This window comes from Streptomyces sp. NBC_00250, assembly GCF_036192275.1.
In the GTDB taxonomy this organism is placed as follows: Bacteria; Actinomycetota; Actinomycetes; order Streptomycetales; family Streptomycetaceae; genus Streptomyces.
Window position 1 is genome coordinate 2,504,529 of record NZ_CP108088.1, and the last position, 25,892, is coordinate 2,530,420.

General features: G+C 72.8%; 21 protein-coding genes and 1 riboswitch. Of the genes, 5 read left to right on the forward strand and 16 right to left on the reverse strand.

The window, feature by feature from the left end; translation table 11 throughout:
• Positions 1 to 88: 88 nt before the first annotated feature.
• Genes OG259_RS11170 through OG259_RS11185 form a run of 4 tightly spaced genes read right to left on the reverse strand, consistent with a single transcriptional unit; the run spans position 89 to position 4,228 of the window.
• A complete protein-coding gene (locus OG259_RS11170; RefSeq protein ID WP_328942143.1) occupies positions 89 to 1,384 on the reverse strand; it encodes a glutamate synthase-related protein in 1,296 nt (431 codons plus the stop codon).
• Positions 1,381 to 2,403, reverse strand: coding sequence for an asparagine synthetase A (locus OG259_RS11175; RefSeq protein WP_328942144.1), 1,023 nt, complete (start codon positions 2,401 to 2,403; stop codon positions 1,381 to 1,383). The genes OG259_RS11170 and OG259_RS11175 overlap by 4 nt, the downstream gene beginning before the upstream one ends.
• Entirely contained in the window at positions 2,400 to 3,734 is a 1,335-nt protein-coding gene (locus OG259_RS11180; protein ID WP_328942145.1) for a methylaspartate mutase, read from the reverse strand. The genes OG259_RS11175 and OG259_RS11180 overlap by 4 nt, the downstream gene beginning before the upstream one ends.
• Complete coding sequence (locus OG259_RS11185; RefSeq protein WP_328942146.1) at positions 3,731 to 4,228, reverse strand: cobalamin B12-binding domain-containing protein; 498 nt, start codon at positions 4,226 to 4,228, stop codon at positions 3,731 to 3,733. Before OG259_RS11185 ends, OG259_RS11180 begins: the two co-directional genes overlap by 4 nt.
• Before the next feature lie 255 nt (positions 4,229 to 4,483).
• Between OG259_RS11185 and OG259_RS11190 the strand changes: the two genes are divergently transcribed.
• Both OG259_RS11190 and OG259_RS11195 read left to right on the forward strand, forming a co-directional pair.
• Positions 4,484 to 4,753 carry a hypothetical protein gene (locus OG259_RS11190; protein WP_266897591.1) on the forward strand — a complete coding sequence of 90 codons (270 nt, stop codon included), beginning with the start codon at positions 4,484 to 4,486 and terminating at the stop codon, positions 4,751 to 4,753.
• 216 nt (positions 4,754 to 4,969) lie between these two features.
• A complete protein-coding gene (locus OG259_RS11195; protein ID WP_328942147.1) occupies positions 4,970 to 5,182 on the forward strand; it encodes an MbtH family protein in 213 nt (70 codons plus the stop codon).
• A 90-nt stretch (positions 5,183 to 5,272) separates the two neighbouring features.
• Here the strand turns inward: OG259_RS11195 and OG259_RS11200 are convergent, their stop codons facing one another.
• Both OG259_RS11200 and OG259_RS11205 read right to left on the reverse strand, forming a co-directional pair.
• The gene (locus tag OG259_RS11200; protein WP_328942148.1) at positions 5,273 to 6,196 is read right to left on the reverse strand and encodes an ornithine carbamoyltransferase; all 924 of its coding nucleotides are present in this window, start codon (positions 6,194 to 6,196) and stop codon (positions 5,273 to 5,275) included.
• 55 nt (positions 6,197 to 6,251) lie between these two features.
• A complete protein-coding gene (locus OG259_RS11205) occupies positions 6,252 to 7,625 on the reverse strand; it encodes a helix-turn-helix domain-containing protein (RefSeq protein WP_328942149.1) in 1,374 nt (457 codons plus the stop codon).
• Positions 7,626 to 7,821: 196 nt separating this feature from the next.
• On the opposite strand from OG259_RS11205, the gene OG259_RS11210 reads away from it, so the two are divergent.
• A complete protein-coding gene (locus OG259_RS11210; protein ID WP_328942150.1) occupies positions 7,822 to 10,869 on the forward strand; it encodes an AfsR/SARP family transcriptional regulator in 3,048 nt (1,015 codons plus the stop codon).
• A gap of 112 nt (positions 10,870 to 10,981) precedes the next feature.
• On the opposite strand, the gene OG259_RS11215 is transcribed toward OG259_RS11210, so the two are convergent.
• The 6 genes from OG259_RS11215 to OG259_RS11240 all read right to left on the reverse strand — a co-directional run bounded on the left by OG259_RS11215 (position 10,982) and on the right by OG259_RS11240 (position 17,813).
• Positions 10,982 to 11,401, reverse strand: a complete 420-nt coding sequence (locus OG259_RS11215) for a hypothetical protein (RefSeq protein WP_328942151.1) — start codon at positions 11,399 to 11,401, stop codon at positions 10,982 to 10,984.
• Positions 11,402 to 11,629: 228 nt separating this feature from the next.
• Positions 11,630 to 12,061 (reverse strand): hypothetical protein, encoded by a 432-nt coding sequence (locus OG259_RS11220; protein WP_328942152.1) that lies wholly within the window; start codon positions 12,059 to 12,061, stop codon positions 11,630 to 11,632.
• A 102-nt stretch (positions 12,062 to 12,163) separates the two neighbouring features.
• On the reverse strand, positions 12,164 to 12,811 hold the full coding sequence (locus tag OG259_RS11225) for a thymidine kinase (RefSeq protein ID WP_266897576.1): 648 nt from the start codon (positions 12,809 to 12,811) through the stop codon (positions 12,164 to 12,166).
• Between the two features lie 58 nt (positions 12,812 to 12,869).
• The gene (locus OG259_RS11230) at positions 12,870 to 14,075 is read right to left on the reverse strand and encodes an alkaline phosphatase family protein (RefSeq protein WP_328942153.1); all 1,206 of its coding nucleotides are present in this window, start codon (positions 14,073 to 14,075) and stop codon (positions 12,870 to 12,872) included.
• On the reverse strand, positions 14,075 to 14,671 hold the full coding sequence (locus OG259_RS11235; RefSeq protein ID WP_030325407.1) for a DUF5998 family protein: 597 nt from the start codon (positions 14,669 to 14,671) through the stop codon (positions 14,075 to 14,077). Before OG259_RS11235 ends, OG259_RS11230 begins: the two co-directional genes overlap by 1 nt.
• Before the next feature lie 40 nt (positions 14,672 to 14,711).
• A complete protein-coding gene (locus OG259_RS11240) occupies positions 14,712 to 17,813 on the reverse strand; it encodes a bifunctional acetate--CoA ligase family protein/GNAT family N-acetyltransferase (protein WP_328942154.1) in 3,102 nt (1,033 codons plus the stop codon).
• A gap of 197 nt (positions 17,814 to 18,010) precedes the next feature.
• Between OG259_RS11240 and OG259_RS11245 the strand changes: the two genes are divergently transcribed.
• On the forward strand, positions 18,011 to 18,292 hold the full coding sequence (locus OG259_RS11245) for an HPr family phosphocarrier protein (protein ID WP_015036698.1): 282 nt from the start codon (positions 18,011 to 18,013) through the stop codon (positions 18,290 to 18,292).
• 145 nt (positions 18,293 to 18,437) lie between these two features.
• Here OG259_RS11245 and OG259_RS11250 read toward each other — a convergent pair whose 3' ends face one another.
• The 4 genes from OG259_RS11250 to OG259_RS11265 all read right to left on the reverse strand — a co-directional run bounded on the left by OG259_RS11250 (position 18,438) and on the right by OG259_RS11265 (position 23,239).
• The gene (locus OG259_RS11250; RefSeq protein ID WP_328942155.1) at positions 18,438 to 19,121 is read right to left on the reverse strand and encodes a GntR family transcriptional regulator; all 684 of its coding nucleotides are present in this window, start codon (positions 19,119 to 19,121) and stop codon (positions 18,438 to 18,440) included.
• 206 nt (positions 19,122 to 19,327) lie between these two features.
• Entirely contained in the window at positions 19,328 to 20,098 is a 771-nt protein-coding gene (locus OG259_RS11255; protein WP_328942156.1) for a M23 family metallopeptidase, read from the reverse strand.
• A gap of 12 nt (positions 20,099 to 20,110) precedes the next feature.
• Positions 20,111 to 20,276: riboswitch (cyclic di-AMP (ydaO/yuaA leader) on the reverse strand.
• Positions 20,277 to 20,486: 210 nt separating this feature from the next.
• Complete coding sequence (locus OG259_RS11260; RefSeq protein ID WP_328947051.1) at positions 20,487 to 21,854, reverse strand: M16 family metallopeptidase; 1,368 nt, start codon at positions 21,852 to 21,854, stop codon at positions 20,487 to 20,489.
• 26 nt (positions 21,855 to 21,880) lie between these two features.
• Positions 21,881 to 23,239 (reverse strand): M16 family metallopeptidase, encoded by a 1,359-nt coding sequence (locus OG259_RS11265; protein ID WP_328942157.1) that lies wholly within the window; start codon positions 23,237 to 23,239, stop codon positions 21,881 to 21,883.
• Positions 23,240 to 23,420: 181 nt separating this feature from the next.
• Here OG259_RS11265 and OG259_RS11270 point away from each other — a divergent pair, with 181 nt between their 5' ends.
• Positions 23,421 to 25,880 (forward strand): DNA gyrase/topoisomerase IV subunit A, encoded by a 2,460-nt coding sequence (locus OG259_RS11270; RefSeq protein ID WP_328942158.1) that lies wholly within the window; start codon positions 23,421 to 23,423, stop codon positions 25,878 to 25,880.
• The last annotated feature ends 12 nt before the right edge of the window (positions 25,881 to 25,892 follow it).

A 25,892-nucleotide genomic window follows, 5' to 3' on the forward strand; every position in this document is an offset into this window, starting at 1 on the left:
CGAAGGTTCGGGCGGATACGGGTCTCGCGGCGTGCCGGACGTCCCGTACGGCCACGACTGGGAATCGCGTGTGTGGTGCTGAGGCGGGCTAGGCCGGCCGAGCGGCGCCGAGCGGCGCCGGGGCCTGCTCCCACCGGTCCGGCAGGAGCAGGTCCTCCGGGTGCAGGCCGCTCACGTGGTACTTGCCGACCGCGCTGGTCAGCATCCGCAGTTCGAGGGCGAGGGCCTCGACGAGACGGGTCAGGCCCGCCTCACGGTCCTCGTCGACGGCGAGCAGCGCGGCGCGGCCGAGGCCGACGGCGCGGGCGCCGAGCGCGAGGGCCTTGACGGCGCGGGTGCCCTCCCACATGCGTCCGCTGGCGAGGAGGCAGTGGTCGGTGCGGCCGACGCGGCGCAGGCAGTCGGCCAGCGGCAGGCCGACATGGGTGAGGAAGCCGGTGGGGGCCCAGGCGGTGCCGCCCTCCGCACCGTCGACGGTGACGGAGTCCGCGCCGGCCGCCCAGGCGGTGGCCGCGGCGTGGGCGACGTCCCGGCCGGGGTGGAGCTTCACCCACACCCGGGCGCGGGGGAAGTTGTTGCGCATGAGGCGGATCTGCTGGCGCAGGATCTCCTCGGTGAAGGTGCCGGGGCTGGCGACCCGGAGCACCTGGTCGCTGCCGGCGCCGAACACCTCGTCGAGCGAGTACTGCTCGGCGACCTGGCCCGCCGCCTCGCGGCCGAGCAGGGTGAGCCCGCCGAGACCGGGCTTGGCGCCCTGGCCGACCTTGAGCTCGAAGGCGAGACGGCCGGTGGCGAGCAGGGGCTCGGTGACCGGGTCGCTGTAGACGAGGTTCCACACCTCGGCGTCGGCGTCCTCGGTGGACTGCTGGACGACGACGCCGCCGTGCTCGTCGTCGGCGGCCTCGGCGTAGGCGGCGATCCGGCCGAGCAGCGGGGAGGCGCCGGCCTCGCCGGCGCTGCGGTAGCCGTTGACAGGGACGACGTTCTCGCCGATGACCAGGGGGATGCCGAGCGCTCCGGCCTGGCGTCCCGCGGCCTCGCCGAGGTCGTGGCTGGCGACCCGGGTGGACCCGAAGGCCGACACGTACAGCGGCAGTCGGCTGGTGAACCCGCCGATGACGGTGTCGAGTTCGACGTCGCTGTAGAGGGGTTCGCGGGCGAGGTCGATGAGCTTCTTCAGCCGCTCGGGCATGAACACGGGCGGCACGATCCGGATCCGCTCAAGCACGTCGTCCGGGTCGTGCCCGGCCCCTGCGGGGGACGCGGCGCCGAGGAGCCCGGTGCCGTAGCCCGCCTCGGCGGGGAACACCGCTCCGGCACCGTGCCGGGCGCGCAGCCGGACCTGCTCCTCGGGGAAGCCGTCCGCGACGAGTGCGGTGCTCACGCCGACACCACCCCGGGGAGCTTCGGGTAGGCGCTGGCCTGCCAGGCGGCCTGCCGTCCGGTGACGTAGCGGGTGAAGCGCTCCAGGCCGATGCCGAAACCGGAGCTGGCGGGGATGCCGCGGCGGGCCAGGTCCAGGTACCAGCCGTACTTGGCGGGGTTCTCGCCGGTCTCCCGCATCCGGGTGACGAGGGTGGCGTAGTCGTGCTCCCGCTCGCTGCCGCTGGCCAGCTCGCCGTACCCCTCGGGTGCGATGAGGTCGAAGTTCCGCAGGACACCCGGCTGTTCGGCGTTCTCCTTGTCGTAGAAGCCGCGGGAGCCCTTGGGGTAGTCGGTGATGAAGAAGGGGCGGTCCGCGCGGGCGGAGACGATCTCCTCGGCCTGCCAGTCGATCTCGGCGGCGGGGTCCTGGGGGTGGCCGAGGCCGATCAGCTCGGCGGTGGCCTGCCGGTGGCCGACGCGGCCGAAGGCTCCGACGAGCACCTCGCGCAGGGCGTCGGCGTCGCGGCCGAGCAGGTCGAGTTCGGCCGGCATGGTGGCGAGGACCTCGCCGACGACATGGCTGACGAGCTGCTCGGCGAGGTCCATCGCGTCCTCGCGGCGGGCATCGCGGATCTCCACGTCGATCTGGTGGAACTCGGCGAGGTGGCGGTGGGTCACGGCCGTCTCTAGGGGTTCGAGCCGGACGTTGGGCGCGATGTAGAAGATCTTGTCGAAGGCGAGCAGCGAGGCCTGCTTGTAGAGGATCGCGCTCGTCATCATCTTGTACTTGTGGCCGTAGAAGTCGACGTCCACCTGCTTGGAGCCCCGGATGCCGGGGTCGGTCACCGGACCGATGATGGGCGGCAGCAGCTCCTGGAAGCCGCGGGCGGTCAGGAAGGCGCGGGTGGCGGTGAGCATGTGGCTCTGCACCCGCAGGGTCGCCCGGGTGAGCGGATCGGTCAGATGCGCGTCGGGCGACGCCGGGAACGGCAGGAGTGCCTCGTCCACGGCCTCGGCGATGATGACGGTCACGGTCATGCCTCCTGAAGGAGAAGGGCGTCGGCGGGGGTGCGGCCGGCGTCCTCGGGGTGGGCTGCGGAGTGGTGTACGGAGTGCTCGTCGAGCTGGTCGTAACGGCGCTGTACGAACGTCAGCGCGTCGTGGAGTCCGGTCGCGGTGAGCCGGGCGCCGCGCCGTCCGGTGACCCGCCCGATGGGCATGGCCCCGATGTCCGACCAGGTCAGCCGGCCCGTCGCGTCGATGTGGCTGCGGGAGCGGCCGGCGTTGTCGGGGTGCAGGCAGTAGGGGACGTCCAGGTATCCGCGCTCGAAGGCCTTCAGCAGCGCGCTGCCGAGGTCGGAGTCCAGGTCGAGTACCGCGTCGACGAGGGCGCGGGCCTCGGCGTAGACGGGGTTGTCCGCGACGTCGTCGGCGTCCTCCGGGACCGAGGTCGCGGTCGCGGCGCGGCGGGCGGCGTCCGCCGCGATGCGCAGGGCCCGGACGTTCTCGGCGACGGTCGGGATGCGGTGGGCCTCGGCGGCGGTCTTGACGATGAGCCGCTGCGCGCCCGCGCGGACGGCGAGTTCGGCGGAGTCCGCCAGGAGGGCGTGGGCGCCGCGCGTGGTCCTCGGGTACACGCCCATGTAGGTGTAGACGACGATGTGCCGGTCGGTGTCCGGGAGGAGTTCGGCCGCCAGGCGGCGCAGCGCGCGGACCGCCTGCCGGTCCTGTGCGGGGCTGGTCTGCTGGGCGTAGCTGAGCGAGACGGACCGCAACCCGGCGCGGTGGAAGAACAGTCCTTCCAGGGCGCTGATCGCCACGAGCAGTCCCGGCGGGCAGAGTTGGCCGAGCATGCAGCCGCCGAAGCTCTCCAGGTGCGGTTCGGCCCCGTCGGTGCGCAGGGCGGCCAGCCGCTCGCAGGTCTCCTGCCAGTTGCGGACCGAGTCGACGAGCGGGGTGCGGCCGTAGGGCAGGCAGTACGAGACCGGGCCGCCCTCGGTCGCCGTGAGGCCGAGCCGGGCGAGCGCGGCGACGATCCGCTGCGGGTGCGCGGAGCCGTGCCGGACCTGCACGGGGAAGCTCGCGTCGGCCAGTCCGTCCAGGACCCAGCGCGAGGTGTCCGGGCTGTAGGAGGTGATGGGGTAGCCGTTGAGCGGGACACCGCCGCCCAGGGCACGGACGGCCGACGGCTCGTCGCCGACCCGGGTGTAGCTGTCGATGGTGAGGGTGCCGGCGACGGCGTCGGCGGCACCCTTGGTGGCGGCGAGACCGGCCCGCATCCGGGCGGGGGCGGAGAAGCCCATGCGGGGCTGGACCACCAGGGCGCCCCGGGCCCGGGCGGCGGCCACGAACCGTCCGAAGGACGTCACCGTGCCGCCCCTTCCAGCGGGGCGGCCGGCTCGGCCGGGACGCGCTCGGAGGCCAGTCGGGAGACGAACGCCGCGAAGGCGTCGAGGCCCTGGTCCTCCTGGAAGACCGCGTCGAAGCCCGCCTCCAGGAGGCGGCGGCCGTGCCCGGCCCGGCCCTCCGCGCCGAGGACGCCCAGCTTGCCGCCGATGACGGCGGGCAGGCCGGCCAGCTCCCAGCGCGAGCGGATCGCCCGGATCAGCTGCTCGGCGTCCTGGAACCCGTGGCCGTTGACGCTGCTGACCACCAGCAGGTCGGGCTGGTACTTGCCGCAGGACTCCACGATCTCGTCCTGGGGCACGCACGGGCCCAGGTTGATGACGTGGTGTCCCAGGTCTTCGATCAGCAGCTGGATGAATACGAGATTCCAGGTGTGCGCATCGGACGGCAGTCCGGTGACAACGACGTCCAGCGGCCCGGATCGCTCTCGGGACGCCCATTCCGCAGTCTGCATCATCACTTCGTCCACATCGTGGGATGACAAGTGGGAGAAGGAGGTCCTGGATCGCTCGGAACTTCCCTTCGGCATCGATCGTAGGAACGCGGGACCCCGCCGACCGGCGCCCCGGGCGGCAGCCGGGCGGCAGTTGCCGGTCGCGGCCGCCGCCGTCTTCACGGCCCGCCCTACAGTCGAGATCCGCCGCTCCGAAGCCCCGTCGGCCGGAGCGGAACGCGGGAGCACGCGCGTCCGAGAACCCTGAGGAGTGGACCCATGTCCCAGATCGCCCCCGCCGCGGAACTGGCCGCGGCCCTGCGCGACGTCATGTCCGACGCCGATCGTCACGAGCCCCTGGGCGAGGCCAAGTTCGCGGTCCTGGAGGCGGCGATGCAGCTGATCGACGCCGACCGGCCGGAACTGGCGGACCAGCCCCGGCTGCGCACCGAGCTGCTGCGCGAGGCGCTCGGCTCGGTGCGTGCCGCCGCGGTCGCCACCGGGATCGCCGTGACGCGCGCCAACGAGGTGTCCCGCGTCCTCGTCTAGGGGGTGTCTTGTCGATCAGCCCGGCCGCGAGCCCGGCCTGATCGGCAAGACACCCCCTAGGACCCCGAGCGCGGGGCCGGCCGCCGGGCACGAGGTCCGGGCGGCTGCCGCCCAACTGCCGCCCGGGCTGCCCGAACCGGCGCTCCCGGTCTCGTAGCGTCGAGGCACCGGTGCGGCACCGGATCCCCGTTCCACGGAACCCACAGAGGTGAAGCCATGGCAACCAATCCGTTCGACGACGCCGACGGCCGTTTCGTCGTCCTGGCCAACGACGAGGGCCAGCACTCGCTGTGGCCCGCCCGGATCCGCCGCCCGGAGGGCTGGCAGCTGGTCCGCGAGGAGGGCAGCAAGCAGGAGTGCGCCGAGTACGTCGAGGCCAACTGGACGGATCTGCGGCCTCGTTCGGTGGTCGCCGCGATGGGCGGCTGACGACCGTCGCTCACACGCGGGGGCGGCGTCGGTACCGGGTTCCCCGAACCCGTACCGACGCCGCCCCCGTCCGTTTCGGACCTGTGCCGCTCAGTTCTCGCCGACGACGCACCACTCCAGTACGGCCATCGCCGCCGTCATCTTGTGGTGGGCCTGCCGCCAGGCGAGGCTGCGCTCCCCGTCGAGGACCTCGTCGGTGACCTCCTGGCCGCGCACGGCGGGCAGGTCGTGCAGGAAGACGGTGTCCGGTCCGCTGTACCGCTCGAAGAACTCCCGGTCGACGGCGAAGCCCTCGAACGACGTCAGCCAGTCGGGGTCGGCCTTCGGCACGCCCATGGTCTGCCAGCGGCTCGTGTAGACGGCGTCGACGGGTCCTTCGACCGCGGCCGGATCGGTGATCCGGCTCACCAGGTGGTCGCCGCCGCTGAGTTCGTCGACCAGGTCCATGGTGGTCTTCGGCACCTCGTAGCCCTCGGGGCTCAGCAGGGTGATCCGCAGCCCGGGGGTGAGCGCGCCGGCCAGCGCGAGGGCCGCGCCGGAGCTGTTGCCCTCACCGACGACGAGCACATGGCGTCCGGCGAGGTCACCGAAGTGCTCGGCGAGCGTGGTCAGGTCGGCGATCGCCTGCGTCGGGTGCTCGTCCAGGCTGAGGGCGTTGACGACGGCGAGGTCGGGGCTGCCTCCGAGGCGGCGCATCTCCGCCACGTCGCCGTTGGTGCGGACGACGAGCGCGTCGAGGTACTGGCCGAGGACCCGGCTGGTGTCCTCGACCGTCTCGCCGGTGGTCAGCTGGAGTTCGTCGGGCCCGAAGGTGATGACGTCGGCGCCCAGCCGGGTGGCCCCGGCCCAGAACGAAGTCCGGGTCCGGGTGGACGACTTGAGGAAGTAGACACCGACCTGACGTCCGGTCAACGGCTTGTCGTCGACGCCGCCGGCGCCGAACTCGACCGCGCGGGCGACGATTCGGGCGAGCTGCTCGGGCTTCAGGTCGGCGAGCGAGATCAGGTTGCGCATGGCGGGCGGGCCTTTCTTCGAGGAAGGGGGAAACCGGTGGGAGAGCGGGGTGTGTTCAGGAGGAGACGAGGGCCGCCGCCGGGACGAGCGAGGCGGCGCGTTCGGCGGCGAGCTGCCGCACCAGGTTGAGCACCCCGAACCGCGGGGCGCCGTCCTCCTCGCCGGGCAGCCTCCGGACGAGACCGCGCAGCATCAGCGCGTGCACGTCGCGCACCACGGCGGCCGGGGGCGTCGACAGGCCGGCGGCGGCCTGGTCGGCGCTCCACCCGTCGGGGAGCAGGCTCAGGTCGCCGAGCAGCGCCGCCGGACCGTCGTCCAGCCGGTGCACGGCCGCCGAAAGGAGGGCGGCGAGTCCCTCGCCGCCCGTGTCGCCGGCGGTCACGTCGTCCACGACGTCGAGCGGTGTGGTCAGGGCGATCCGCAGCAGTTCGGCGGGCGAGCGCAGCAGCAGCCAGGACGCGGCGGCTTCCATGGCCCGGGGGACGCCGTCGAGGGCCCGGCCGAGGTGCGCGACCGTGCGCACCAGGGAGTCGCCGGGCATCAGGTCGGGGCGCATGTGGCCGACGTACGACAGCATGAGTTCGACGGCGGGCTGCCCGGCGGTCAGGGACGCTCCGGGCTGCGGTGTGCCGGTGTCGTCCGACGGTTCCGGGTCGGGTACGGGCAGCGGGCCGAGCGGCAGCATCCGGTTGCCCGGGGTGCGGTGCGGCTCCCGGGTGGTGATCAGCACCTTGAGGTGTTCGCAGACGTGCAGCAGTTCGAGGAGCGGGGGTGTGATGTGGGGGGCGGTGTCGTGGCCGTCGAGGACCAGCAGGGTGGCCCGGCCGCGTATCACGGAGGCGAGTTCGTCCAGGCCTCTTCCGCCGAGGGCCAGGGAGCGGGCCCAGCCCGTCAGCGCGGACCGCGGGCTGCGGGTACCGGCGGGCCCGGACGCCGGCGGAGCGGCTTCGTTCATGTCCACCCAGACGACGGGGGTCCGGTCGCGGCCGTGGAGCAACAGGGCCGCTTCCTGGGCCAGTCGGGTCTTGCCCACACCGGCCAGACCCACCACGCTGAGCAGCCGTTCGCTCTCGGTAGCCAACAAGCCGGTCAGGGAGCGCAGTTCCTCGGCGCGGCCGACCAGTCGGCGCAACGGCTTGGGCGGCGGCGCCAGTTCCGCGCCGTACGCCTCGCGCATCACCGTGCCGGCCTCCGCCCCCTCGACGGCCAGTTCGAGGGCGGCGCGGCGGGCATCGCTCAGCCGCATGGCCCCGGCGAGCAGCCGGAGCGTCTCCCGGCGCGGGTGCCGCACCCGTCCCTGCTCCAGATCGCGGATGGCCCGCACGCTGACGGTCGACAGCCCGGCCAGCTGCTCCTGGGTGATGCCGGCCCACTGCCGTGCCGCCCGCAGCTGTTCGGCGAGCCCGTCCGGCGATGCCTGCTCGGTCATGACCAGTCTCCTTGCTGCATGGGGGGTCCTCAGTCGCGAGGGCCGTGAAGGAGTCGGCCTCGTGGGTCATACGGTGGCGGGGCCGCTTACCGATCCCGTACCGCCTCGTTCCCGGGGGTCACGGGAACGGGCTAGGATCCGCAATCACCCGGCGCCGTGGGCGTCGGCGGGAGACCTGGGGGGGTGCTCGCGGCACATGACCAATGCCGGGGAGCCATCGCTGAGATTCAACGTGCTGGGCCCGCTGGAGGGCTGGGCGGACGGTTCGCGGCTGAGGCTGGGGGGCCTCATCCAGGAACGTGTGCTCGGCACTCTGCTCCTGGAGCCCGGCCGGGTACTGCCGATCGGGCGGCTCGTGGAGTCGGCCTGGGCCGAGGACCCGCCCGCCACCGCCTCCCACCAGGTCCGCAAGGCGGTCGCCGATCTCCGACGGCGCATCCCCGCGGGCAGCGAGGTCATCGTGACCGACGGCCCCGGCTACCGGGTGATCCTGGGCCCCGGACAGCTGGACCTGACGGAGTTCGGCGCACTGGTGCAAGCGGCCCGGGACGCACCGGGCGAGGGCCGGACCGTCGACGCGGTGGAGGCACTGCGCCGGGCGCTCGGCCTCTGGCGGGGCCCGATCCTGTCCGGGGCGGGCGGCCCGGTCATCGAGGCGGCGGCCACCGCGCTGGAGGAGCGAAGACTCGCGGCCGCCGAGCAGCTCTTCGACCTGCGTCTCGGCCTCGGCGAGACCGCCGAACTGATCGTCGACCTGAGGGATCTGGTCCAGGCCCACCCCCTCCACGAGTCGCTGCGCGCCCAGTTGATGCTCGCCCTGTACCGCTCGGGCCGGCAGGCCGAGGCCCTTGAGGAGTACAGCCGGGTCCGTGAGCTCCTCGTGGAGGAGCTGGGCGTCGACCCGGGCCCCCGCCTGACCAAGGTGTACGAGGGCATCCTGCGCGACAGCCCGGAACTGGCCGCCCCCGCTCCCCCGCCCGCCGCGGCCCCGGTCCCCGTCCCGGACAGCACGGCCCCCGACGCCCCCTGCACCCTGCCGTACGACCTGGCGGACTTCACCGGTCGCGGCGACGAGCTACGGGAACTCCTCGACTCGGCGGGCCTGGACTGCGCGCGTCACTCCCGGATCGTGGCCCTGGACGGCATGGGCGGCAGCGGCAAGACCTCCCTCGCGGTGCACGCGGCGCACACCCTCGCGGGCGAGTTCCCCGACGGCCAGCTCTACATCGACCTGCGCGGATACACCCCGGGCGAGCAGCCGGTGACCGCCGGCGGGGCCCTCGACAGTCTGTTACGCGCCCTGGGCGTGCCGGGCGCCCGCATCCCCGAGGACCTCGCGGGCCGTACGGCACTGTGGCGGGCGACCGTCACCGGGAAGCGGCTGCTGCTCCTCCTCGACAACGCGGCCGACGCGGACGACGTACGGCCGCTGCTGCCGACCTCGGGCGGCTGCCTGGTCCTGATCACCAGCCGGGCCCGGCTGATGGAGCTCGACTCGGCCCAGTGGATCTCCATCGACGTGATGTCGCCGGCCGAGTGCGCGGCCCTGATGGCGGAGACCCTCGGCGAACGGCGGTACGCGGCGGAGCCGGAGGCGGCGGCCGAACTGGCCCGGCTGTGCGGCCGCCTTCCCCTGGCCCTGCGGATCGCCACCGCCCGGCTGCGCAACCGGCCTCGCTGGACCCTGCGTTACCTGGCCGACCGGCTGCGCGACGAGACGCGCCGCCTGGACGAGCTGAGTTCGGGCCAGCGCAGTGTCGCCGCAACCCTGCGTCTGTCGTACCAGGCCCTGGCGCAGGACTGCCGGACCGCGTTCCGCAGTCTGGCGCTGCATCCCGGCGGCGACCTCGACGTGTACGCGGCGGCCGCCCTCCTGGAGACCGACCCGGCCGACGCCGAGGACATCCTCGAACTCCTCCTGGACGTCCATCTGTTGCAGCAGCCGGAGATCGGCCTGTACACCTTCCACGACCTGGTGCGCAGCTTCGCGCAGAGCCTCAGGTCGACGGCGACGGAGAACGACGACTCCGCGTCGACGCGCCGGCTGCTCGACTACTACCTGGCGGCGACGGAGTCGGCGTGCCAGGTGATGTTCCCGGGCAGGCGACGCATTCCCACCGAGGTGGCGGAGGTGGAGAAGGAGGGCGCCTGGGCCACGCGACTGCCGCTGCTGGCGGACAGCGGGCAGGCCGAGCAGTGGTTCGCGCGGGAGCAGGGGTCCCTGCTGGGGGCGGTCTGTCTGGCCGACCGGCTCGGACACGACCGCCACACCGTGTTCCTGAGCCGCAATCTGGCCTTCCAGCTCAGTGCGCGCGGCCAGTTGGAGGAGTTCCGCTCGATGGGTCTCCTGGCGGTGGCCGCCGCGCGCCGGCTCGGTGAACTGCCGCTGCTCGGCGTGAGCCTGTCCAATCTGGGCGTCGCCTGCTGGAAGCTGGGCCGCTTCGCCGAGGGCATCGAGGTGGCCACGGAGGGCCGGGACGTCGCCGAACGACTGGGCGACGTGCAGACCTTGGCCCACAGTGAGGGCGCCCTCGGCCAGCTCAACAGTCTGCTCGGCCGGTTCCCGCAGGCGCTGTCCCATCTGGAGAAGTCGATCGCGCACCAGCGGGAGCTGGGCGCCAGCCGCGCCGAGGCGGAGAGCCTCACCCTGCTCAGCACCCTGTACGAGCAGTGGGGGCGGCACGAGGAGGCCGCCTCGGCGGCCCGTCGGGCGATCGCCCTCTGCGACGAACTCGGGCAGCACGAGAACAAGTTGGTCGCCTTCACGGACCTGGCGTTCGCCCACGCCTGCCTCGGCGACGACGAGGCCGCCGACACGTGCCTCGCGCGGGCGCGCGCCCTGTGCACCGAGAACAGCGACCCGGGGCAGGTGGCCCTGGCCCTGGCCCTGCTCGCGGAGGTCGCCCAGCGTCTCGGCAGGGACGAGCAGGCGGTCAGGTACGCGGACCGCGCCATGGAGACGATCGGGCCAAACGTTTCTCCACTTCGCCGGGCGAAGGTCGAGAACACCGTCGGCCGCTACCTCTACAAGCGCAAGGACTACGCGGCGGCGCTCGGCCTGCACGAGAGCGCCCACGAGGTGGCGCACTCCCTCGACTTCCGCATCGAGATGGCCTACGCCCTGTCCGGCATGGCCCGCGCCCAGGCGGCCCTCGGCCGCTCGGAGGAGGCGACCCGCAACGAACGCTCGGCGGAGGACCTGTTCGGCGAGATGGGCGTACCGGCGGAACGCCGGCGCGGCTGAGAGGCCGGGGGGATCGACCGGGGAGATCGGCCCGGGGGGAGAGGATCGGCCGGGGGGGGCGGCCGGGGGGCGGCCGGGGGGGGCGGCCGGGATCAGACAGGCGCAGACGGGCTCAGACGGCGAAGAGCTTCTGACCGGCGCCGGCGACCGGGTTCTCGCCGATCACGGTGGGGCCCTGGTCGTCGGTGGCGGATGCCTGGAAGACCCGCCCGTTCCCGATCACGGTCGGGCCCTGGTCGTCGGTCGCGGCGGCCTGGACGACGACGTTCTTCCCGATCACGGTCGGGCCCTGGTCGTCAGTGGCGGCGGCCTGGACGACCCGCCCGTTCCCGATGACCGTCGGACCCTGGTCGTCGGTGGCCGCGGCCCGGACGACCCCGCCCTTCCCGATCACCGTCGGACCCTGGTCGTCGGCCTGGACCTGCACGCCGACCGACCCGCTCTGCGAGTGACCCGCCTCGACCGTGACCCCGAGCCCGAAGGCGAGGGCGGCGACGACGATCCCGGCGAGTCCAGTCGACTTGCGTCCCATGGCCTATCCCCTTTACGCGGTTTCTCCGGTTCTGCTTCCCGACACCACGTACTCTCCGGCGACCCGTTCCCGGACCGTTCCCGAGCCGATACCGCCCACCGGGACGGCACGGGAACGCACCCGGGAACGCCAGGTCAGCCCGGGTGCAACCGTCTTCCCGCCCGCGCGCTCACCCGCCCCGATCCGCCGCTCGCCGGCTCACCCCGCCCCGATCCGCCGCCCGCCGACTCACCCCGCCCCGGGCCGCCGCTCGCGGGCGAACACGGTCGCGCCGCCGCCGAGCCGACAACTGACCACTCGTGGCCCCCGCGTGGTGAGGACCACGGTGGTGCTCACGCGGCCGGAGCCGATGTCCGCCAGATCGAGCAGCGCCCGCACCGTGGCGCGCAGCGCGGCTACCTCTTCCTCGTCGGGCCCGGCGCGGTCGGGCGGAGACTGGCCGGGGCCGCGTAGCGCCCTGATGTCCACCACGGCGTGCATGCTGTTGTCGCTCACGGTCTCGACGGTGAACTCGGGCCCGTCCCAGGACTCCTCTCCGTCCGTACGAGGATCGGGCAGGCCCGCGCGCTCACCCTCGGCCGACCGCTCGACGGCGGACAGCTCCTGAAGGATGTGGCGCAGCCCCTCGGCCACGTCGATCCGGTCCGGGGGATGCTTCATCGAATGACTCCTCCTGCAGAGAACTACTCCGCCAGAGTCGAGCGCCCCGATACCGTTTCCCTCCCGCTCCGGTCCCCCCGTGGGGACCGGATCCGCGAGGGATCAGCCGTTGACCGGCAGCACGTCCGGGGAGAGGGCCCCCGCGTGGGCAGAGGCCGAGGTCATCCGGCGCCGGTGATGGCGCCGGCAGAGCACCTCGTAACCGATCTCCTCGGCCGGCCGGTTCACATCGCCGACGACTACCTGCTCGCCCTCGACGACCATCTCGCCGCCCACCGTGCGGGCATTGTGCGTGGCGCGGGCTCCGCACCAGCACAGCGCCTCGACCTGGAGCTGCTCGATGCGGTCCGCCAGCTCGATCAGCCGCTGCGAGCCGGGGAAGAGCCTGGTCCGGAAGTCGGTGGTGATGCCGAAGGCGAAGACGTCGAGGCCGAGGTCGTCGACGACCCGGGCGAGCTGGTCGATCTGCTCGGGGGCGAGGAACTGGGCCTCGTCCACGATCACGTAGTCGGCCTTGCCGCCCTGGGAGAGCTGGGCGACGAGGTACGCGTACAGATCCATGCCCTGCGGAGCCTCGACGGCCTCCGTCACCAGGCCGAGCCGGGAGGAGAGCTTGCCCTCGCCCGCCCGGTCGTCACGGGTGAAGATCACGCCCTGCAGCCCCCGCGCGTCGCGGTTGTGGGCGATCTGGAGCGCCAGGGTGCTCTTCCCGCAATCCATGGTTCCGGAGAAGAAGACCAGCTCGGGCATGACGGGACGGGGACCTTTCAGGTCGTGGAGGGGGAAGGATTTCCGGGGCGGGAACGGTTCAGGAGCGGATTTCGAGCAGCGGGACGAGCTGCTCCGCGGGGGTCATGGACCCGTGCATGCCGACCATCGCGGACTCGTGGGGCTCGTTGACCGAGGCGGTGATCGCCACGTCGTCGTGGGCCGCGGCGACGACGTCGCCGATCCGGCCGTACACGCGCTCGTCGACCTCGTCGCCGAACCAGCCGAGCGAGATGGCCTCGTCGCGGCTCGCCACCCAGAACTGCTCGCCGATCACCTCGCGCCAGCAGGTGAGGACGTCCGCCTCGGCGCCGGGCACGGCGTAGACGTGCCGGGCACGCCCCTCGCCACCGAGGAGGGCGACGCCCGCGCGCAGCTCCCAGTCCTCGTCGAAGTCGATGCGGTGCTGCTCGTCGAAGGGGATGTCGACCATGCCGTGGTCGGCGGTGACGTACAGCGCCGAGCGGGGCGGCAGCTGCTCGGCGAGCCGCTGCACCAGCCGGTCGACGAACATCAGCTGGCCGCGCCAGGCGTCGGAGTCGATGCCGAAGCGGTGTCCGGCTCCGTCGAGTTCGCTGTAGTACGTGTAGACCAGCGAGCGGTCACCGGCGGCGAGCTGCTCGGCGGCGAAGTCCATGCGCTCCTCGCCGGAGAGCCGCCCGTGGAACTTTCCGCCGCTGAGCGCGACCTTGGTGAGCGGGGTCTGCTCGAAGATCGGGGAGGACACCTGGGCGGTGTGGATCCCCGCCTCGTGGGCGAGCTGGAAGACGGTGGGGTACGGCTGCCAGACCCGCGGCGAGGTCCACGGCTTCCAGCGCAGCTGGTTCATCAGCTCGCCGGTGTCGGGGTTGCGCACGGTGTAGCCGGGCAGTCCGTGCGTGCCGGGGTAGCGGCCGGTGCCGACGGAGGCCAGCGAGGTCGCCGTCGTGGCGGGGAAGCCGGCGGTGATCGGCCGGCCCGTGCCACCTCGCGAGGAGCCGAGGAGCGAGGTCAGATAGGGGGCCTCGTCCGGGTGGTTCCTGATCTGCTCCCAGCCGAGCCCGTCGATCAGGAACAGGCAGTTCCGGTCGGCCGGGGCCAGCTCGGCGATCCGCGGCGCGAATCCGGGCACGTCCTGGCCGGCGACCAGCGTCGGCAGCACGTCGCCGAGGGAGCCGAAGGTGTACTCGGGGACCGGCGCGGCCTCCGGGGCGAGCGGGACCGGGTCGTCGGGCCAGCCGTGGGTCACGGCGGTCGGCTGCACCATCAGCGGGTGGGGGCGGCGGTGGCCGCGATGGCTTCGGAGAGGGCCTGGGCGAAGACGAGGGTCTGCCGGACGGTGTCCGGGCCGTCCCCGGCCTCGCTCACCCGGAGGCTGAGGTCGTCCGCGGTGGCGTTGCCGGTGTAGCCGTGGTCGGCGTCGCAGTTGGCGTCGCCGCAGGCGGCGGGCTCCAGGTCGATCCGGGAGACGGCACCCCAGCCGATGGTGAGGACCACCTCACGGGGCAGCGTGCCCGGCGTGTACGACTCAGGATTGGCGACCACACGGCTCACCACGACGGACGAGATCCGGTCGAGCTTCACGGACTCGGTGGACGTCGTGGCGTACGGCGTCGGGGAGCTGGTGTCGGCGGCCTGCTCGTCGGTGTGGCTGACGATGAAGCGGTGCGGCGTCAGGACGAGGACGGTGACGTGGCGCCGGACCTCGTTGGCGTCGAAGGTGGTCTCCTGGTGCACCACGTACGACGCGACGGCCTCGCCGCCGACGGCGGCCTCCACCGCCTCGGCCACGAGGGCCGGGTAGTAGCCGCTGCGCTCGATCGCCGCGCGCAGCCCCTGGGTCGTCGTACCGGTCTTCGCCATGGACTCCATCCTACGGGGCCGTGGGGCCCCCTCGGGCCCTTCAGTAACTCGGCAGGCTGCGCGGCCCGAGGTCGGTGCGGGGCGCCGGCGGGGCCAGTCGGACGGTGGCCCCGAGGACGGAGAGTCCGCGCGGTGCCACGACCACCGGCTCCAGGGAGACGGCCACCACCTCGGGGTGGTCGTCGACCAGCCGGGACACCCGGAGCAGGACCTCCTCCAGGGCGGGGGTGTCGACGGGGGCGGAGCCGCGCCAGCCGAAGAGCAGCGGGGCGGTGCGGAGGGAACGGACGAGTTCGGCGACGTCCCGGTCGGTGGCCGGGACCAGGCGGTGGGCCGTGTCGCCGAGCAGCTCGGACGCGGCGCCCGCGAGGCCGAAGGAGAGGACGGCGCCGACGGCCGGGTCGATGGCGGAGCGGACGACGGTGTCGACTCCCCGGGGAACCATCGCCTGGACCACCGGCTGGAGCTCCTCGGGCTTGCCGAGGACCTCGGTCAGCTCGGCGTAGGCCGTGCGCAGCTGCTCCTCGGACGCCAGGTCGAGCCGTACGCCACCGAGGTCGGGGCGGTGCCGGAGGTGGGGCGCGGTCGTCTTGAGGGCGACCGGGTAGCCGAGGCGGGCGGCGGCCGCGACGGCGGCGTCGGGGGTGGGCGCGGGCAGGGTCGGGAGGACGGCGATGCCGTACCGCGCGAGCAGCTCCCCGGCCTGCGCGGTGTCGAGGGTCACACCCCTCGGGTCGGCTTCGCCGCCGCCGAGGACCCGCTCGATGAGGGCGGCGGCCCCGGCCTCGTCGATGTCCTCGTACTCGGGCACCCGCCCGGGTTCGGCGGCCTGCCGCCGCCACTGCCCGTACCGCACGGCCTCGGCGAGCGCCCGCACGGCCCGCTCGGCGGCGGGGTAGGCGGGGATGGTGGCGGGCGGGGCGACGACGGGGGCGGGAGCAGGAGCGGCCTGACCGGTGCCGGACGGGGCCTGGCCGGGGGCGGACGGGGCCTGACCCGGGGCGGACGCGAACGGTCCTGTTCCGGGCGGGGTCACGCCTGCTCCGGGCGCGGCCGGGTTCGGGCCGGCCGCGGGCGGGGCGGAGCCGGGCCCGCTCGGGCGCCCGACGCCCGGGGGCACCTGGTCCGGGCCGGGCCCGGTGGGCGTTCCGGTCGGCCGGGGGCCGGAGGTGGCGGCGCCCCGACCCGGCGCCGCCGGTCGCGTGCTCGTGGCGACCGCGAGGGCCTCCGCGAGGCCGCCCATCTCGACGTGGACGACGACGACCGGCTTGGTCGGGGTCGGGGCGGCGGCGACGGCCTCACGAAGGGAGGCCGCGAGCACCTCGCCGTCGCCGAACTCGGTGGCGCCGTTCTCCCCGACCCAGGGGATCGCGTTCACGACGACCGCGTCGGAGGTCTCGTCCGCGAGCGCCGCCGCGAGGGCGTCCCGGAAGTCCGCGGGCTCCGCCGCGGTCGTGAGGTCGAGCGGCCGGAGCGGGCGGAGCCCCTCGGTCAGGCAGGCGTCGTACGTGAGGAGGCCGAGGGACTCGGAGTTGCCGAGGATCGCGACCCGGGGCCCGGCGGGCAGCGGCTGGGCGGCGAGCAACAGTCCGGCGTCGACGAGTTCGGTGACGGTGTCGACGCGGATGACACCGGCCTGGCGGAGCAGCGCGGAGACCGTGGCGTGCGGGATGCGGGTGACGGGCACCCGGTGGCCGGGCGGGGCGCTGCCGCTGTGCCGGGCGCCCTTGACGACGACGACCGGCTTGACGGCGGCGGTGCGGCGGGCGAGCCGGGTGAACTTCCGGGGGTTGCCGATCGACTCCAGGTAGAGGAGGACGACGTCGGTTCCGGGGTCGTCGTACCAGTGCTGGAGGAAGTCGTTGCCGGAGACGTCGGCGCGGTTGCCCGCCGAGATGAAGGAGGACAGCCCGGCGCCCCGCCGGTGCAGTCCGGCGAGGAGCGCGATGCCGATCGCGCCGGACTGGGTGAAGAGCCCGATCCGTCCGGCGGCCGGCATCTGCGGGGCGAGGGAGGCGTTGAGCCGGACGTCGGCGGCGGTGTTGATGATGCCGAAGGCGTTGGGCCCGATGATCCGCATGCCGTACGAGCGGGCCTGCCGTACGAGCTGACGCTGCCGCTCCCGGCCGGCGGCCCCGCTCTCGGCGTATCCGGCGGAGAGGACCACGAGGCCCTGGACTCCGTGTTCGCCGCAGTCGGCGACGACCTCCGGCACCCGTTCGGCGGGGACGGCGACGATCGCGAGGTCGACGGGCCCGCCGATGGCGGCGACCGAGGGGTGCGCGGGTACGCCGTCGAGCTCGACGACCCCGTCGCCGTGGTCCGCGAGCGCCGCGTTGACCGCGTACACGCGTCCGCTGTACCCGGCCCCGAGGAGGTTGCGCAGGACGGTCCGGCCGACGCCGCCCGGTGCCCGTCCGGCGCCGATGACGGCGACGGACCGGGGGGTGAGGAGGCGCTGCACGGAGCGGGCCTCGGCCCGCTGCTCCCGCGCGCGCTGGACGGCGAGGGAGCGGTCGGTGGGTTCGAGGTCGAGGTGGAGCCGTACGGACCCGTCCTCGAAGCTGCGCTTCTGCGTGTAGCCCGCGTCGGTGAAGACCTTGATCATCTTGGTGTTGGCGGGGAGCACCTCGGCGGCGAAGCGCCGGATGTCGCGCTCGCGCGCGACCGCCGCGATGTGTTCGAGCAGGGCGGAGGCGACTCCGCGTCCCTGGTGGGCGTCCTGGACGAGGAAGGCGACCTCGGCCTCGTCGGCCGGGGCGGAGGCGGGCAGTCCGCGGTCGTCGATGCGGTCGTAGCGCACGGTGGCGATGAACTCGCCGCCCACGGTCGCCGCGAGTCCGACCCTGTCCACGAAGTCGTGGTGGGTGAAGCGGTGGACGTCCTTGGCGGAGAGCCGCGGGTAGGGGGCGAAGAAGCGGTAGTACTTCGACTCGTCCGAGACCTGCTCGTAGAAGCTGACGAGGCGGTCGGCGTCGTCGGCCGTGATGGGCCGGATGCGCGCGGTGCCGCCGTCCCGGAGCACCACGTCGGCTTCCCAGTGGTCGGGGTAGTCGTGGTCCGGCGACCGGTCCGATGACTCCGGACGCGCCGGTGGTGCCGGTTGGTCCGCCGCTTCCGACTGCTCCGACGCGCTCTGCATGGGGTCAGCCTACGACCGCGACACGGCGGTGGCACCGCTCGCGCTGCGGGTGGGCGCCGTGCAAGGTAGGGGGGACGCCGGGCGCGGCGAGGGAGGGCCGAACGGCGGTCCGATCCGGGCCGGAGGTCGGCGCGAGCACGCAGCATCCCGTGAGAGACTGGTCTAGACAACCCGCTTGAGACTTGAAGGGCAACACCATGGCTGAGCGCCGCGTCAACGTCGGCTGGGCCGAGGGCCTGCACGCCCGCCCCGCGTCCATCTTCGTCCGTGCCGCCACGGCTTCCGGCGTTCCGGTGACGATCGCCAAGTCCGACGGCACCCCGGTGAACGCCGCCTCCATGCTCGCGGTGCTCGGCCTGGGCGCGCAGGGCGGCGAGGAGATCGTCCTCGCTTCGGAGGCCGACGGCGCCGAGGCCGCTCTGGACCGCCTGGCGAAGCTGGTCGCCGAGGGTCTCGACGAGCTTCCCGAGACCGTCTGATCCGGGTCGACCCCACCCCGCACGACGAAAGGCCGCGACTGCCGGAATTCCGGCGGTCGCGGCCTTTCGCATTTCCGCCGGCCCTTGTTCTGGGCAGCACGGAACAACGCCGCCGAATTCCTATTCTTTGTATACGGTGCGCACGTTAATTCCGGGCACTCGCCGTGTTGACTGCATGTTGCGAAACCCTCACACGGCCGCGGTCCGGCCTTTTGAGGCGATGCAGCGACTGCGAGCGCTCCGCGTGCGACGCGGTCAGCGCCCGTGCCCGCTCGGCGTCACCGCGCGCCACGGCGTCCACGATCGCGCCGTGCTCCGCCCACGCGTCCACCGGGCGTTCGGGCTGCTCGACGGCGTACATCCAGGCGATCTTGTGCCGCAGCTGGGTCAGCAGCGCCGTCAGCGCCGGGCTGCCGGAAGCCTGCGCGAGCGTCTCGTGGAACCAGCCGCCGAGTGAGCGCAGATCCTCGCCCTGGCCGCGCCTGGCCCGCTCCTGCCCCAGCCTGACCAGGCCCCGCAGCACCTTGAGATGGGCCTCCGTGCGCCGCTGGGCCGCGCGTGCGGCCCCCAGGGGTTCGAGCAGCGCCCGCATGTCGAGCAGATCGGCCGCCTCCTGCTCGGTGGGCTCCGCGACATGCGCGCCGGCGTGACGGCGGGTGACGACGAAGCCCTCGGACTCCAGGGTGCGCAGCGCCTCACGGACCGGGACGCGGGAGACCCCGTACCGCCGGGCGAGCTGTTCCTCGGTCAGCCGGCTGCCGCGCTCGAAGACGCCGGAGACGATGTCGTCCCGGATCGCCGTGCATACCGAGTGCGCGGGAATGCGCATGTCCGACCTCCGCCTTGGTCTGCGCGAGTCAATTCGAGCGGCGCCTGTTCTGCGCCCGATCTGCGACTCTATTGCAGTGCGCCGGAATTTCCGATGCCCCAGCGGAATATGAATGTCTTGCGACCGACGAAAAGCCCCGGCTCAGTACGAGCCGGGGCTTTTGCGATGCGCTGCGGTACGACGCGGGTGCGCGACGGACGTCCGGGTCAGACGTTGACGCCGCGGGCGCGCAGGTACGAGATCGGGTTGATGTCGGAGCCGTACTCGGAGGTCGTACGCGCCTCGAAGTGAAGGTGCGGGCCGGTCGAGTTGCCGGACGAGCCCGAGATGCCGATCCGCTGGCCCGGCTCGACGCTCTGGCCGACGTAGACGCCGATGGAGGAGAGGTGACCGTACTGGGTGTACGTGCCGTCGTTCATCCGGATGACGATGTTGTTGCCGTACGCGCCGCCCCAGCCGGCCTCGACGACGGTGCCGGAGCCGACGGAGACGACGCTGCTGCCGTAGGAGGCGTGGAAGTCGATGCCGGAGTGGCTGCCGGAGGACCAGAGCGAGCCGCTGGTCTGGTAGCCGGTGGACACGTACGTGCCCTCGACGGGGAGCTGGAAGGAGTTCAGGCGGCGGCGCTCGGCCTCACGGGCGGCGCGCTGCTCGGCCTCACGGATCTCCTTGGCGCGGGCCTCGGCCTTGCGCTTCGCCTCGGCCTTGGCCTTCGCCTTGGCGGCGACCTCGAAGGCCTCCTGCTCCTGGGCGGCGGCCTGGGCGTCGATCCGGTCCGCGAGGGAGTCCTCGGTGATCACCTTGATGAGGCCGGTGTCCTCGACGGAGCGGTTGTCCGTGTCGGCGGCGAGCGCCGGGGAGGCGAGGGTTCCGATGACGCCGGCGCCGGCGAGCGTCGCTGCGCCGGCGATGCCCACGCTGCGGCGCGCCATCCGGCTCGGACCACGATGCTTCCCGGTGGCACGGGTGAACGCCATGTAGGGGCTGATCCTTTCCTTCCTTCTCGCCTACCGGGTTAGCTGACGGGTTCGGAGCAGGAAGGTCTCCTACGAGCCCCTCCGTACGAGACGAAGGCGCCCGATTCACCCCAGGGACTACATGTGGGTCCCCGGCTCCCCAGGCTCGCGCCTGACGGGGACTCGGCGATGACTGTCCGATGCCGCGGCTGCGGCACGTGCAACTGACGAACAGCCGCCCCGACGCTATGCGGATCGTCTTTCAATCACCAACCAGACACGTCTTTTGTAAGACATGCCACAGGTCATACAAGCACCCTTGCCATCAATACGGACAAAGGGGAGGACCCCGACGAACTATGCCGTCGGGGCCCTCTCTTGTCATGCCAGAAGCCGTCAGAGGCCTGAATCAGCCCGTCACGACGGTCACTTCACCGATGCCGAGCGCGCGCACCGGCTCCGCGATCTGCGCCGCGTCGCCCACGAGCACGGTGACGAGCCGGTCCACGGGGAAGGCGCTGACCACGGCCGCGGTCGCCTCGACCGTGCCGGTCTCCGCCAGGCGCGCGTACAACTGGGCCTGGTAGTCGTCCGGGAGGTGCTGCTCGAGCTGGTCGGCGAGCGTCCCGGCGACGGATGCGGCCGTCTCGTACTTGAGCGGCGCGACCCCCACCAGGTTCTGCACGGCCGTCTCGCGCTCGGCGTCCGTGAGGCCTTCGGCGGCCAGCGTCCGCAGCACCTTCCACAGATCGTCAAGAGCCGGACCGGTGTTGGGTGTGTCGACGGAACCGCTGATGGCGAGCATCGCGGCACCGTTCCCCTTGCCGTCGGAGCGGAGCACCTGCCCGAAGGCCCGCACGCCGTACGTGTAGCCCTTCTCCTCGCGCAGGACCTTGTCGAGCCGCGAGGTGAGGGTGCCACCGAGGCAGTACGTGCCCAGGACCTGGGCCGCCCAGACGCTGTCGTGCCGGTCGGCGCCGATCCGGCCGATCAGCAACTGGGTCTGGACGGCGCCGGGACGGTCCACGATGACGACCCGTCCGGTGTCGTCCGCGGTGATCGGCGGCATCGGGAGCGGCTCGGCCGGCTCGCCGGTCCAGGCGCCCAGGGTCTCGGCGAGGACCTTGTCCAGGTCGACCCCGGTGAGGTCGCCGACGACCACGGCGGTGGCCGTGGCGGGCCGGACGTACGCCTCGTAGAAGGCGCGGACCGCGGCGGCGTCGATCGCCGCGACGGTCTCCTCGGTGCCCTGACGCGGCCGGGACATCCGGGCCTCGGCCGGGAACAGCTCCTTGGAGAGCTGCTTGGCGGCGCGGCGCTGCGGGCTGGCCGTCTCGTGCGGGATCTCGTCGAGGCGGTTGCGCACCAGGCGCTCGACCTCGGTCTCGAGGAACGCCGGTGCGATCAGGGCCTCGGCGACCAGACCGAGCGCCTTGGGCAGCCGGGAGACGGGAACCTCCAGGGAGACCCGTACGCCCGGGTGGTCGGCGTGCGCGTCCAGCGTGGCGCCGCAGCGCTCCAGCTCGGCCGCGAACTCCTCGGCGGTGTGCTTGTCCGTGCCCTCGGAGAGCGCGCGGGCCATGATGGTGGCGACACCGTCGAGACCGGCGGGCTCGGCGTCCAGCGGGGCCGCCAGGAAGATCTCCACGGCCACGACCTGCTGGCCGGGGCGGTGACTGGTCAGCACCGTCAGACCGTTGTCCAGGGCGCCGCGGTCCGGGGCCGGGAAGGCCCAGGGCCTGGCGACGCCGGGCGCCGGCTGCGGGTGGAAGTCCATGCTCGTCAAAGACGCGGCGGCGTCGGTCACTGGTCCGCTCCCTCTTCCTCGTCATCGCCGTCGGCGTCGTCGCCCTGCTCGGTCGCCAGGGGCTCGTAGACCAGCACCGCGCGGTTGTCGGGGCGCAGCTTGGCCGCTGCGGCCGCCCGCACCTCCTCCGCGGTGATGTCCAGGACCCGGTCGACGGCACTGAGGGCGAGCTGCGGGTCGCCGAACAGCACGGCGAACCGGCACAGTTCGTCGGCGCGGCCCGCCACGGTGCCGAGCCGGTCGAGCCACTCGCGCTCCAACTGGGCCTGCGCGCGCTCCATCTCCTCGGGCGTGGGGCCCTCGGCGGCGAACCGGGCGAGCTCCTCGTCGACGGCCGCCTCGATCTGCGGGACCTCGACGCCTCCGGAGGTCTTGACGTCCAGCCAGCCCAGCGAGGGCGCGCCGGCGAGCCGCAGCAGGCCGAAGCCGGCGGCGACGGCCGTACGGTCGCGGCGGACCAGGCGGTTGTGGAGCCGGGAGGACTCGCCACCGCCGAGGACCGTCAGGGCCAGGTCGGCGGCGTCGCACTCGCGCGTGCCGTCGTGCGGCAGCCGGTAGGCGGCCATCAGCGCGCGGGCCGGGACCTCCTCCTCGACGACCTCGCGCAGCTGCTCCCCGATGACGCCGGGGAGGTCGCCGGGGCGCGGTTCGGGCTTGCCGTCGTGGCCGGGGATGGAGCCGAAGTACTTCTCGACCCAGGCGAGGGTCTGCTCCGGGTCGATGTCGCCGACGACCGACAGCACCGCGTTGTTCGGGGCGTAGTACGTGCGGAAGAAGTTCCGCGCGTCCTCCAGGGTGGCCGCGTCCAGGTCGGCCATGGAGCCGATCGGCGTGTGGTGGTAGGGGTGGCCCTCCGGGTAGGCGAGGGCGGTCAGCTTCTCGAAGGCCGTGCCGTAGGGCACGTTGTCGTAGCGCTGGCGGCGCTCGTTCTTGACGACGTCCCGCTGGTTCTCCATGGACTCGTCGTCCAGAGCGGCCAGCAGCGAGCCCATGCGGTCGGCCTCCAGCCAGAGCGCGAGCTCCAGCTGGTGCGTGGGCATGGTCTCGAAGTAGTTGGTGCGCTCGAAGCTCGTCGTGCCGTTGAGCGAGCCGCCGGCGCCCTGCACGAGCTCGAAGTGCCCGTTCCCGTGGACCTGCTTCGAGCCCTGGAACATCAGGTGCTCGAAGAGGTGGGCGAGGCCAGTGCGGCCCGGGACCTCGTGACGCGAGCCGACGTCGTACCAGAGGCAGACCGCGGCGACCGGGGTCAGGTGGTCCTCCGAGAGCACCACGCGCAGGCCGTTCGCCAACCGGTGCTCGGTCGCTGTCAGGCCGCCGGAGCCGGCCTCGGCCGTGGCCGTGTGACCCATGGGCATGTACGTCCCTTCGATCGCGATGTGAAAAAGTCCTGCCACTGTATGCAAGCGCGCCGACACCTGGCGAAGTTCCCGCCCCCTCGAGATGTCCCTCTTCCGGGTCGCGGTCGGCGTTGTCGGTGGCACGGTCCACAATGGTCCGCGTCAGATCAACCTTGTTGGTGAAGGAGCCGCAGCCGCGATGGCCCGCCGCAGCACGAAGACACCGCCGCCGGACGACGCGTTCGAGGAGCGAATCCTCGACATCGACGTTGTCGACGAGATGCAGGGCTCCTTCCTCGAGTACGCCTACTCGGTGATCTACTCGCGCGCCCTGCCGGACGCCCGTGACGGCATGAAGCCGGTCCAGCGCCGCATCGTCTACCAGATGGGCGAGATGGGGCTCCGCCCCGACCGCGGCTTCGTCAAGTGCGCCCGTGTCGTCGGCGAGGTGATGGGCAAGCTGCACCCGCACGGCGACGCGTCCATCTACGACGCGATGGTCCGCATGGCGCAGCCGTTCTCCATGCGCCTGCCCCTGGTCGACGGCCACGGCAACTTCGGTTCCCTGGGCAACGACGACCCGCCGGCCGCCATGCGGTACACCGAGTCGAGGATGGCCCCGGCCGCCCTGCTCATGACCGAGTCCATCGACGAGGACACGGTCGACTTCGCGCCGAACTACGACGGCCAGGAGCGGGAGCCGGTGGCATTGCCCGCCGCCTACCCGAACCTGCTGGTCAACGGCGCGTCGGGCATCGCGGTCGGCATGGCGACCAACATGCCCCCGCACAACCTCGGCGAGGTCATCGCGGCCGCCCGCCATCTGATCCGCCACCCGGGAGCGGACCTCGAGACGCTGATGCGCTTCGTGCCCGGCCCCGACCTGCCGACCGGCGGCCGGATCGTCGGCCTCTCCGGCATCAAGGACGCGTACGAGTCGGGCCGCGGCTCGTTCAAGATCCGCGCCACGACGAGCGTGGAGACGGTGACGGCGCGCCGCAAGGGCATCGTCGTGACCGAGCTGCCGTTCACGGTCGGCCCCGAGAAGGTCATCTCCAAGATCAAGGACCTGGTCGGTTCCAAGAAGCTCCAGGGCATCGCGGACGTCAAGGACCTGACCGACCGCAACCACGGGCTGCGTCTGGTCATCGAGATCAAGAACGGCTTCGTGCCCGAGGCCGTCCTGGAGCAGCTCTACAAGCTGACGCCGATGGAGGAGTCCTTCGGCATCAACAACGTCGCGCTGGTCGACGGCCAACCGCTGACGCTCGGCCTCAAGGAGCTCCTGGAGGTCTACCTGGACCACCGCTTCGAGGTCGTCCGGCGCCGCTCCGAGTTCCGCCGGACCAAGAAGCGCGACCGTCTCCACCTGGTGGAGGGCCTGCTCGTCGCCCTGCTCGACATCGACGAGGTCATCCGGCTGATCCGGGAGAGCGAGAACTCGGCGCAGGCCAAGGAGCGCCTGATCGAGCGCTTCTCGCTGAGCGAGATCCAGACGCAGTACATCCTGGACACCCCGCTGCGCCGCCTCACCAAGTTCGACCGCATCGAGCTGGAGACCGAGAGCGACCGGCTCAACGGCGAGATCGACGAGCTGACCGGGATCCTGGACTCCGACGCGGAGCTGCGCAAGCTGGTCTCGGCGGAACTGGCCACGGTCGCCAAGAAGTTCGCCACGGACCGGCGGACGGTGCTGCTCGAATCGGCGGGCGCGCCCGTCGCCGCCGTCTCCCTGGAGGTCGCGGACGACCCGTGCCGCGTGCTGCTCTCCTCCACCGGGCTCCTCGCCCGTACGGCGACGGCGGAGCTTCCGGCGGTCGACCCGGAGGCGACCCGCGTCAAGCACGACGTGATCCTGTCGGCGGTCGCGGCCACCCAGCGCGGTGACGTCGGCGCGGTGACCTCGGCCGGGCGGCTCCTGCGGATCGCGGTGATCGATCTGCCGCAGCTCCCGGACACCGCGAGCGCCCCGAACCTGGCGGGCGGCGCACCTCTGTCGGAGTTCCTGTCCCTGGAGGCGGACGAGACCGTGGTCTGCCTCACCACGCTCGACGAGGCTTCGCCGGGGCTCGCCATCGGCACGCTCCAGGGCGTGGTGAAGCGCGTGGTCCCGGACTATCCGGCGAACAAGGACGAGCTGGAGGTCATCACCCTCAAGGAGGGCGACCGGATCGTCGGTGCGACCGAGCTGCGGACGGGCGAGGAGGACCTCGTCTTCATCACCTCGGACGCCCAGCTGCTGCGCTACCCGGCCTCGCAGGTACGGCCCCAGGGCCGCCCGGCCGGCGGCATGGCGGGCGTGAAGCTGACGGAGGGCGCCGATGTGATCTCGTTCACGGCGGTCGACCCGGCGGCGGACGCCGTCGTCTTCACCGTCGCGGGTTCCACGGGCACCCTCGACTCCTCGGCGGGTACGTCGGCGAAGCTGACGCCCTTCGACCAGTACCCGCGCAAGGGCCGGGCGACCGGCGGCGTCCGCTGCCAGCGCTTCCTGAAGGGCGAGGACGTCCTGATCCTGGCCTGGGCGGGCACCACCCCGGCCCGCGCCGCCCAGAAGACCGGTGCCCCGGTGGAACTCCCGGAGGTGGACCCCCGCCGGGACGGCTCGGGCACCCCGCTCCCCCACCCGGTGGACGTGGTGGCGAGCCCGGCGAGCTAGCCGGAATCCCGG

Coding starts and splice junctions, on each gene's coding strand:
- OG259_RS11205 (WP_328942149.1), bottom strand. CDS start 7,625: ATGACCGAGCAGGCATCGCCGGACGGGCTCGCCGAACAGCTGCGGGCG.
- OG259_RS11215 (WP_328942151.1), bottom strand. CDS start 11,401: ATGGGACGCAAGTCGACTGGACTCGCCGGGATCGTCGTCGCCGCCCTC.
- OG259_RS11270 (WP_328942158.1), top strand. CDS start 23,421: ATGGCCCGCCGCAGCACGAAGACACCGCCGCCGGACGACGCGTTCGAG.
- OG259_RS11245 (WP_015036698.1), top strand. CDS start 18,011: ATGGCTGAGCGCCGCGTCAACGTCGGCTGGGCCGAGGGCCTGCACGCC.
- OG259_RS11200 (WP_328942148.1), bottom strand. CDS start 6,196: ATGCGCAACCTGATCTCGCTCGCCGACCTGAAGCCCGAGCAGCTCGCC.
- OG259_RS11265 (WP_328942157.1), bottom strand. CDS start 23,239: ATGCCCATGGGTCACACGGCCACGGCCGAGGCCGGCTCCGGCGGCCTG.
- OG259_RS11240 (WP_328942154.1), bottom strand. CDS start 17,813: ATGCAGAGCGCGTCGGAGCAGTCGGAAGCGGCGGACCAACCGGCACCA.
- OG259_RS11235 (WP_030325407.1), bottom strand. CDS start 14,671: ATGGCGAAGACCGGTACGACGACCCAGGGGCTGCGCGCGGCGATCGAG.
- OG259_RS11210 (WP_328942150.1), top strand. CDS start 7,822: ATGACCAATGCCGGGGAGCCATCGCTGAGATTCAACGTGCTGGGCCCG.
- OG259_RS11190 (WP_266897591.1), top strand. CDS start 4,484: ATGTCCCAGATCGCCCCCGCCGCGGAACTGGCCGCGGCCCTGCGCGAC.
- OG259_RS11220 (WP_328942152.1), bottom strand. CDS start 12,061: ATGAAGCATCCCCCGGACCGGATCGACGTGGCCGAGGGGCTGCGCCAC.
- OG259_RS11250 (WP_328942155.1), bottom strand. CDS start 19,121: ATGCGCATTCCCGCGCACTCGGTATGCACGGCGATCCGGGACGACATC.
- OG259_RS11255 (WP_328942156.1), bottom strand. CDS start 20,098: ATGGCGTTCACCCGTGCCACCGGGAAGCATCGTGGTCCGAGCCGGATG.
- OG259_RS11230 (WP_328942153.1), bottom strand. CDS start 14,075: ATGGTGCAGCCGACCGCCGTGACCCACGGCTGGCCCGACGACCCGGTC.
- OG259_RS11260 (WP_328947051.1), bottom strand. CDS start 21,854: ATGGACTTCCACCCGCAGCCGGCGCCCGGCGTCGCCAGGCCCTGGGCC.
- OG259_RS11175 (WP_328942144.1), bottom strand. CDS start 2,403: ATGACCGTGACCGTCATCATCGCCGAGGCCGTGGACGAGGCACTCCTG.
- OG259_RS11225 (WP_266897576.1), bottom strand. CDS start 12,811: ATGCCCGAGCTGGTCTTCTTCTCCGGAACCATGGATTGCGGGAAGAGC.
- OG259_RS11185 (WP_328942146.1), bottom strand. CDS start 4,228: ATGATGCAGACTGCGGAATGGGCGTCCCGAGAGCGATCCGGGCCGCTG.
- OG259_RS11195 (WP_328942147.1), top strand. CDS start 4,970: ATGGCAACCAATCCGTTCGACGACGCCGACGGCCGTTTCGTCGTCCTG.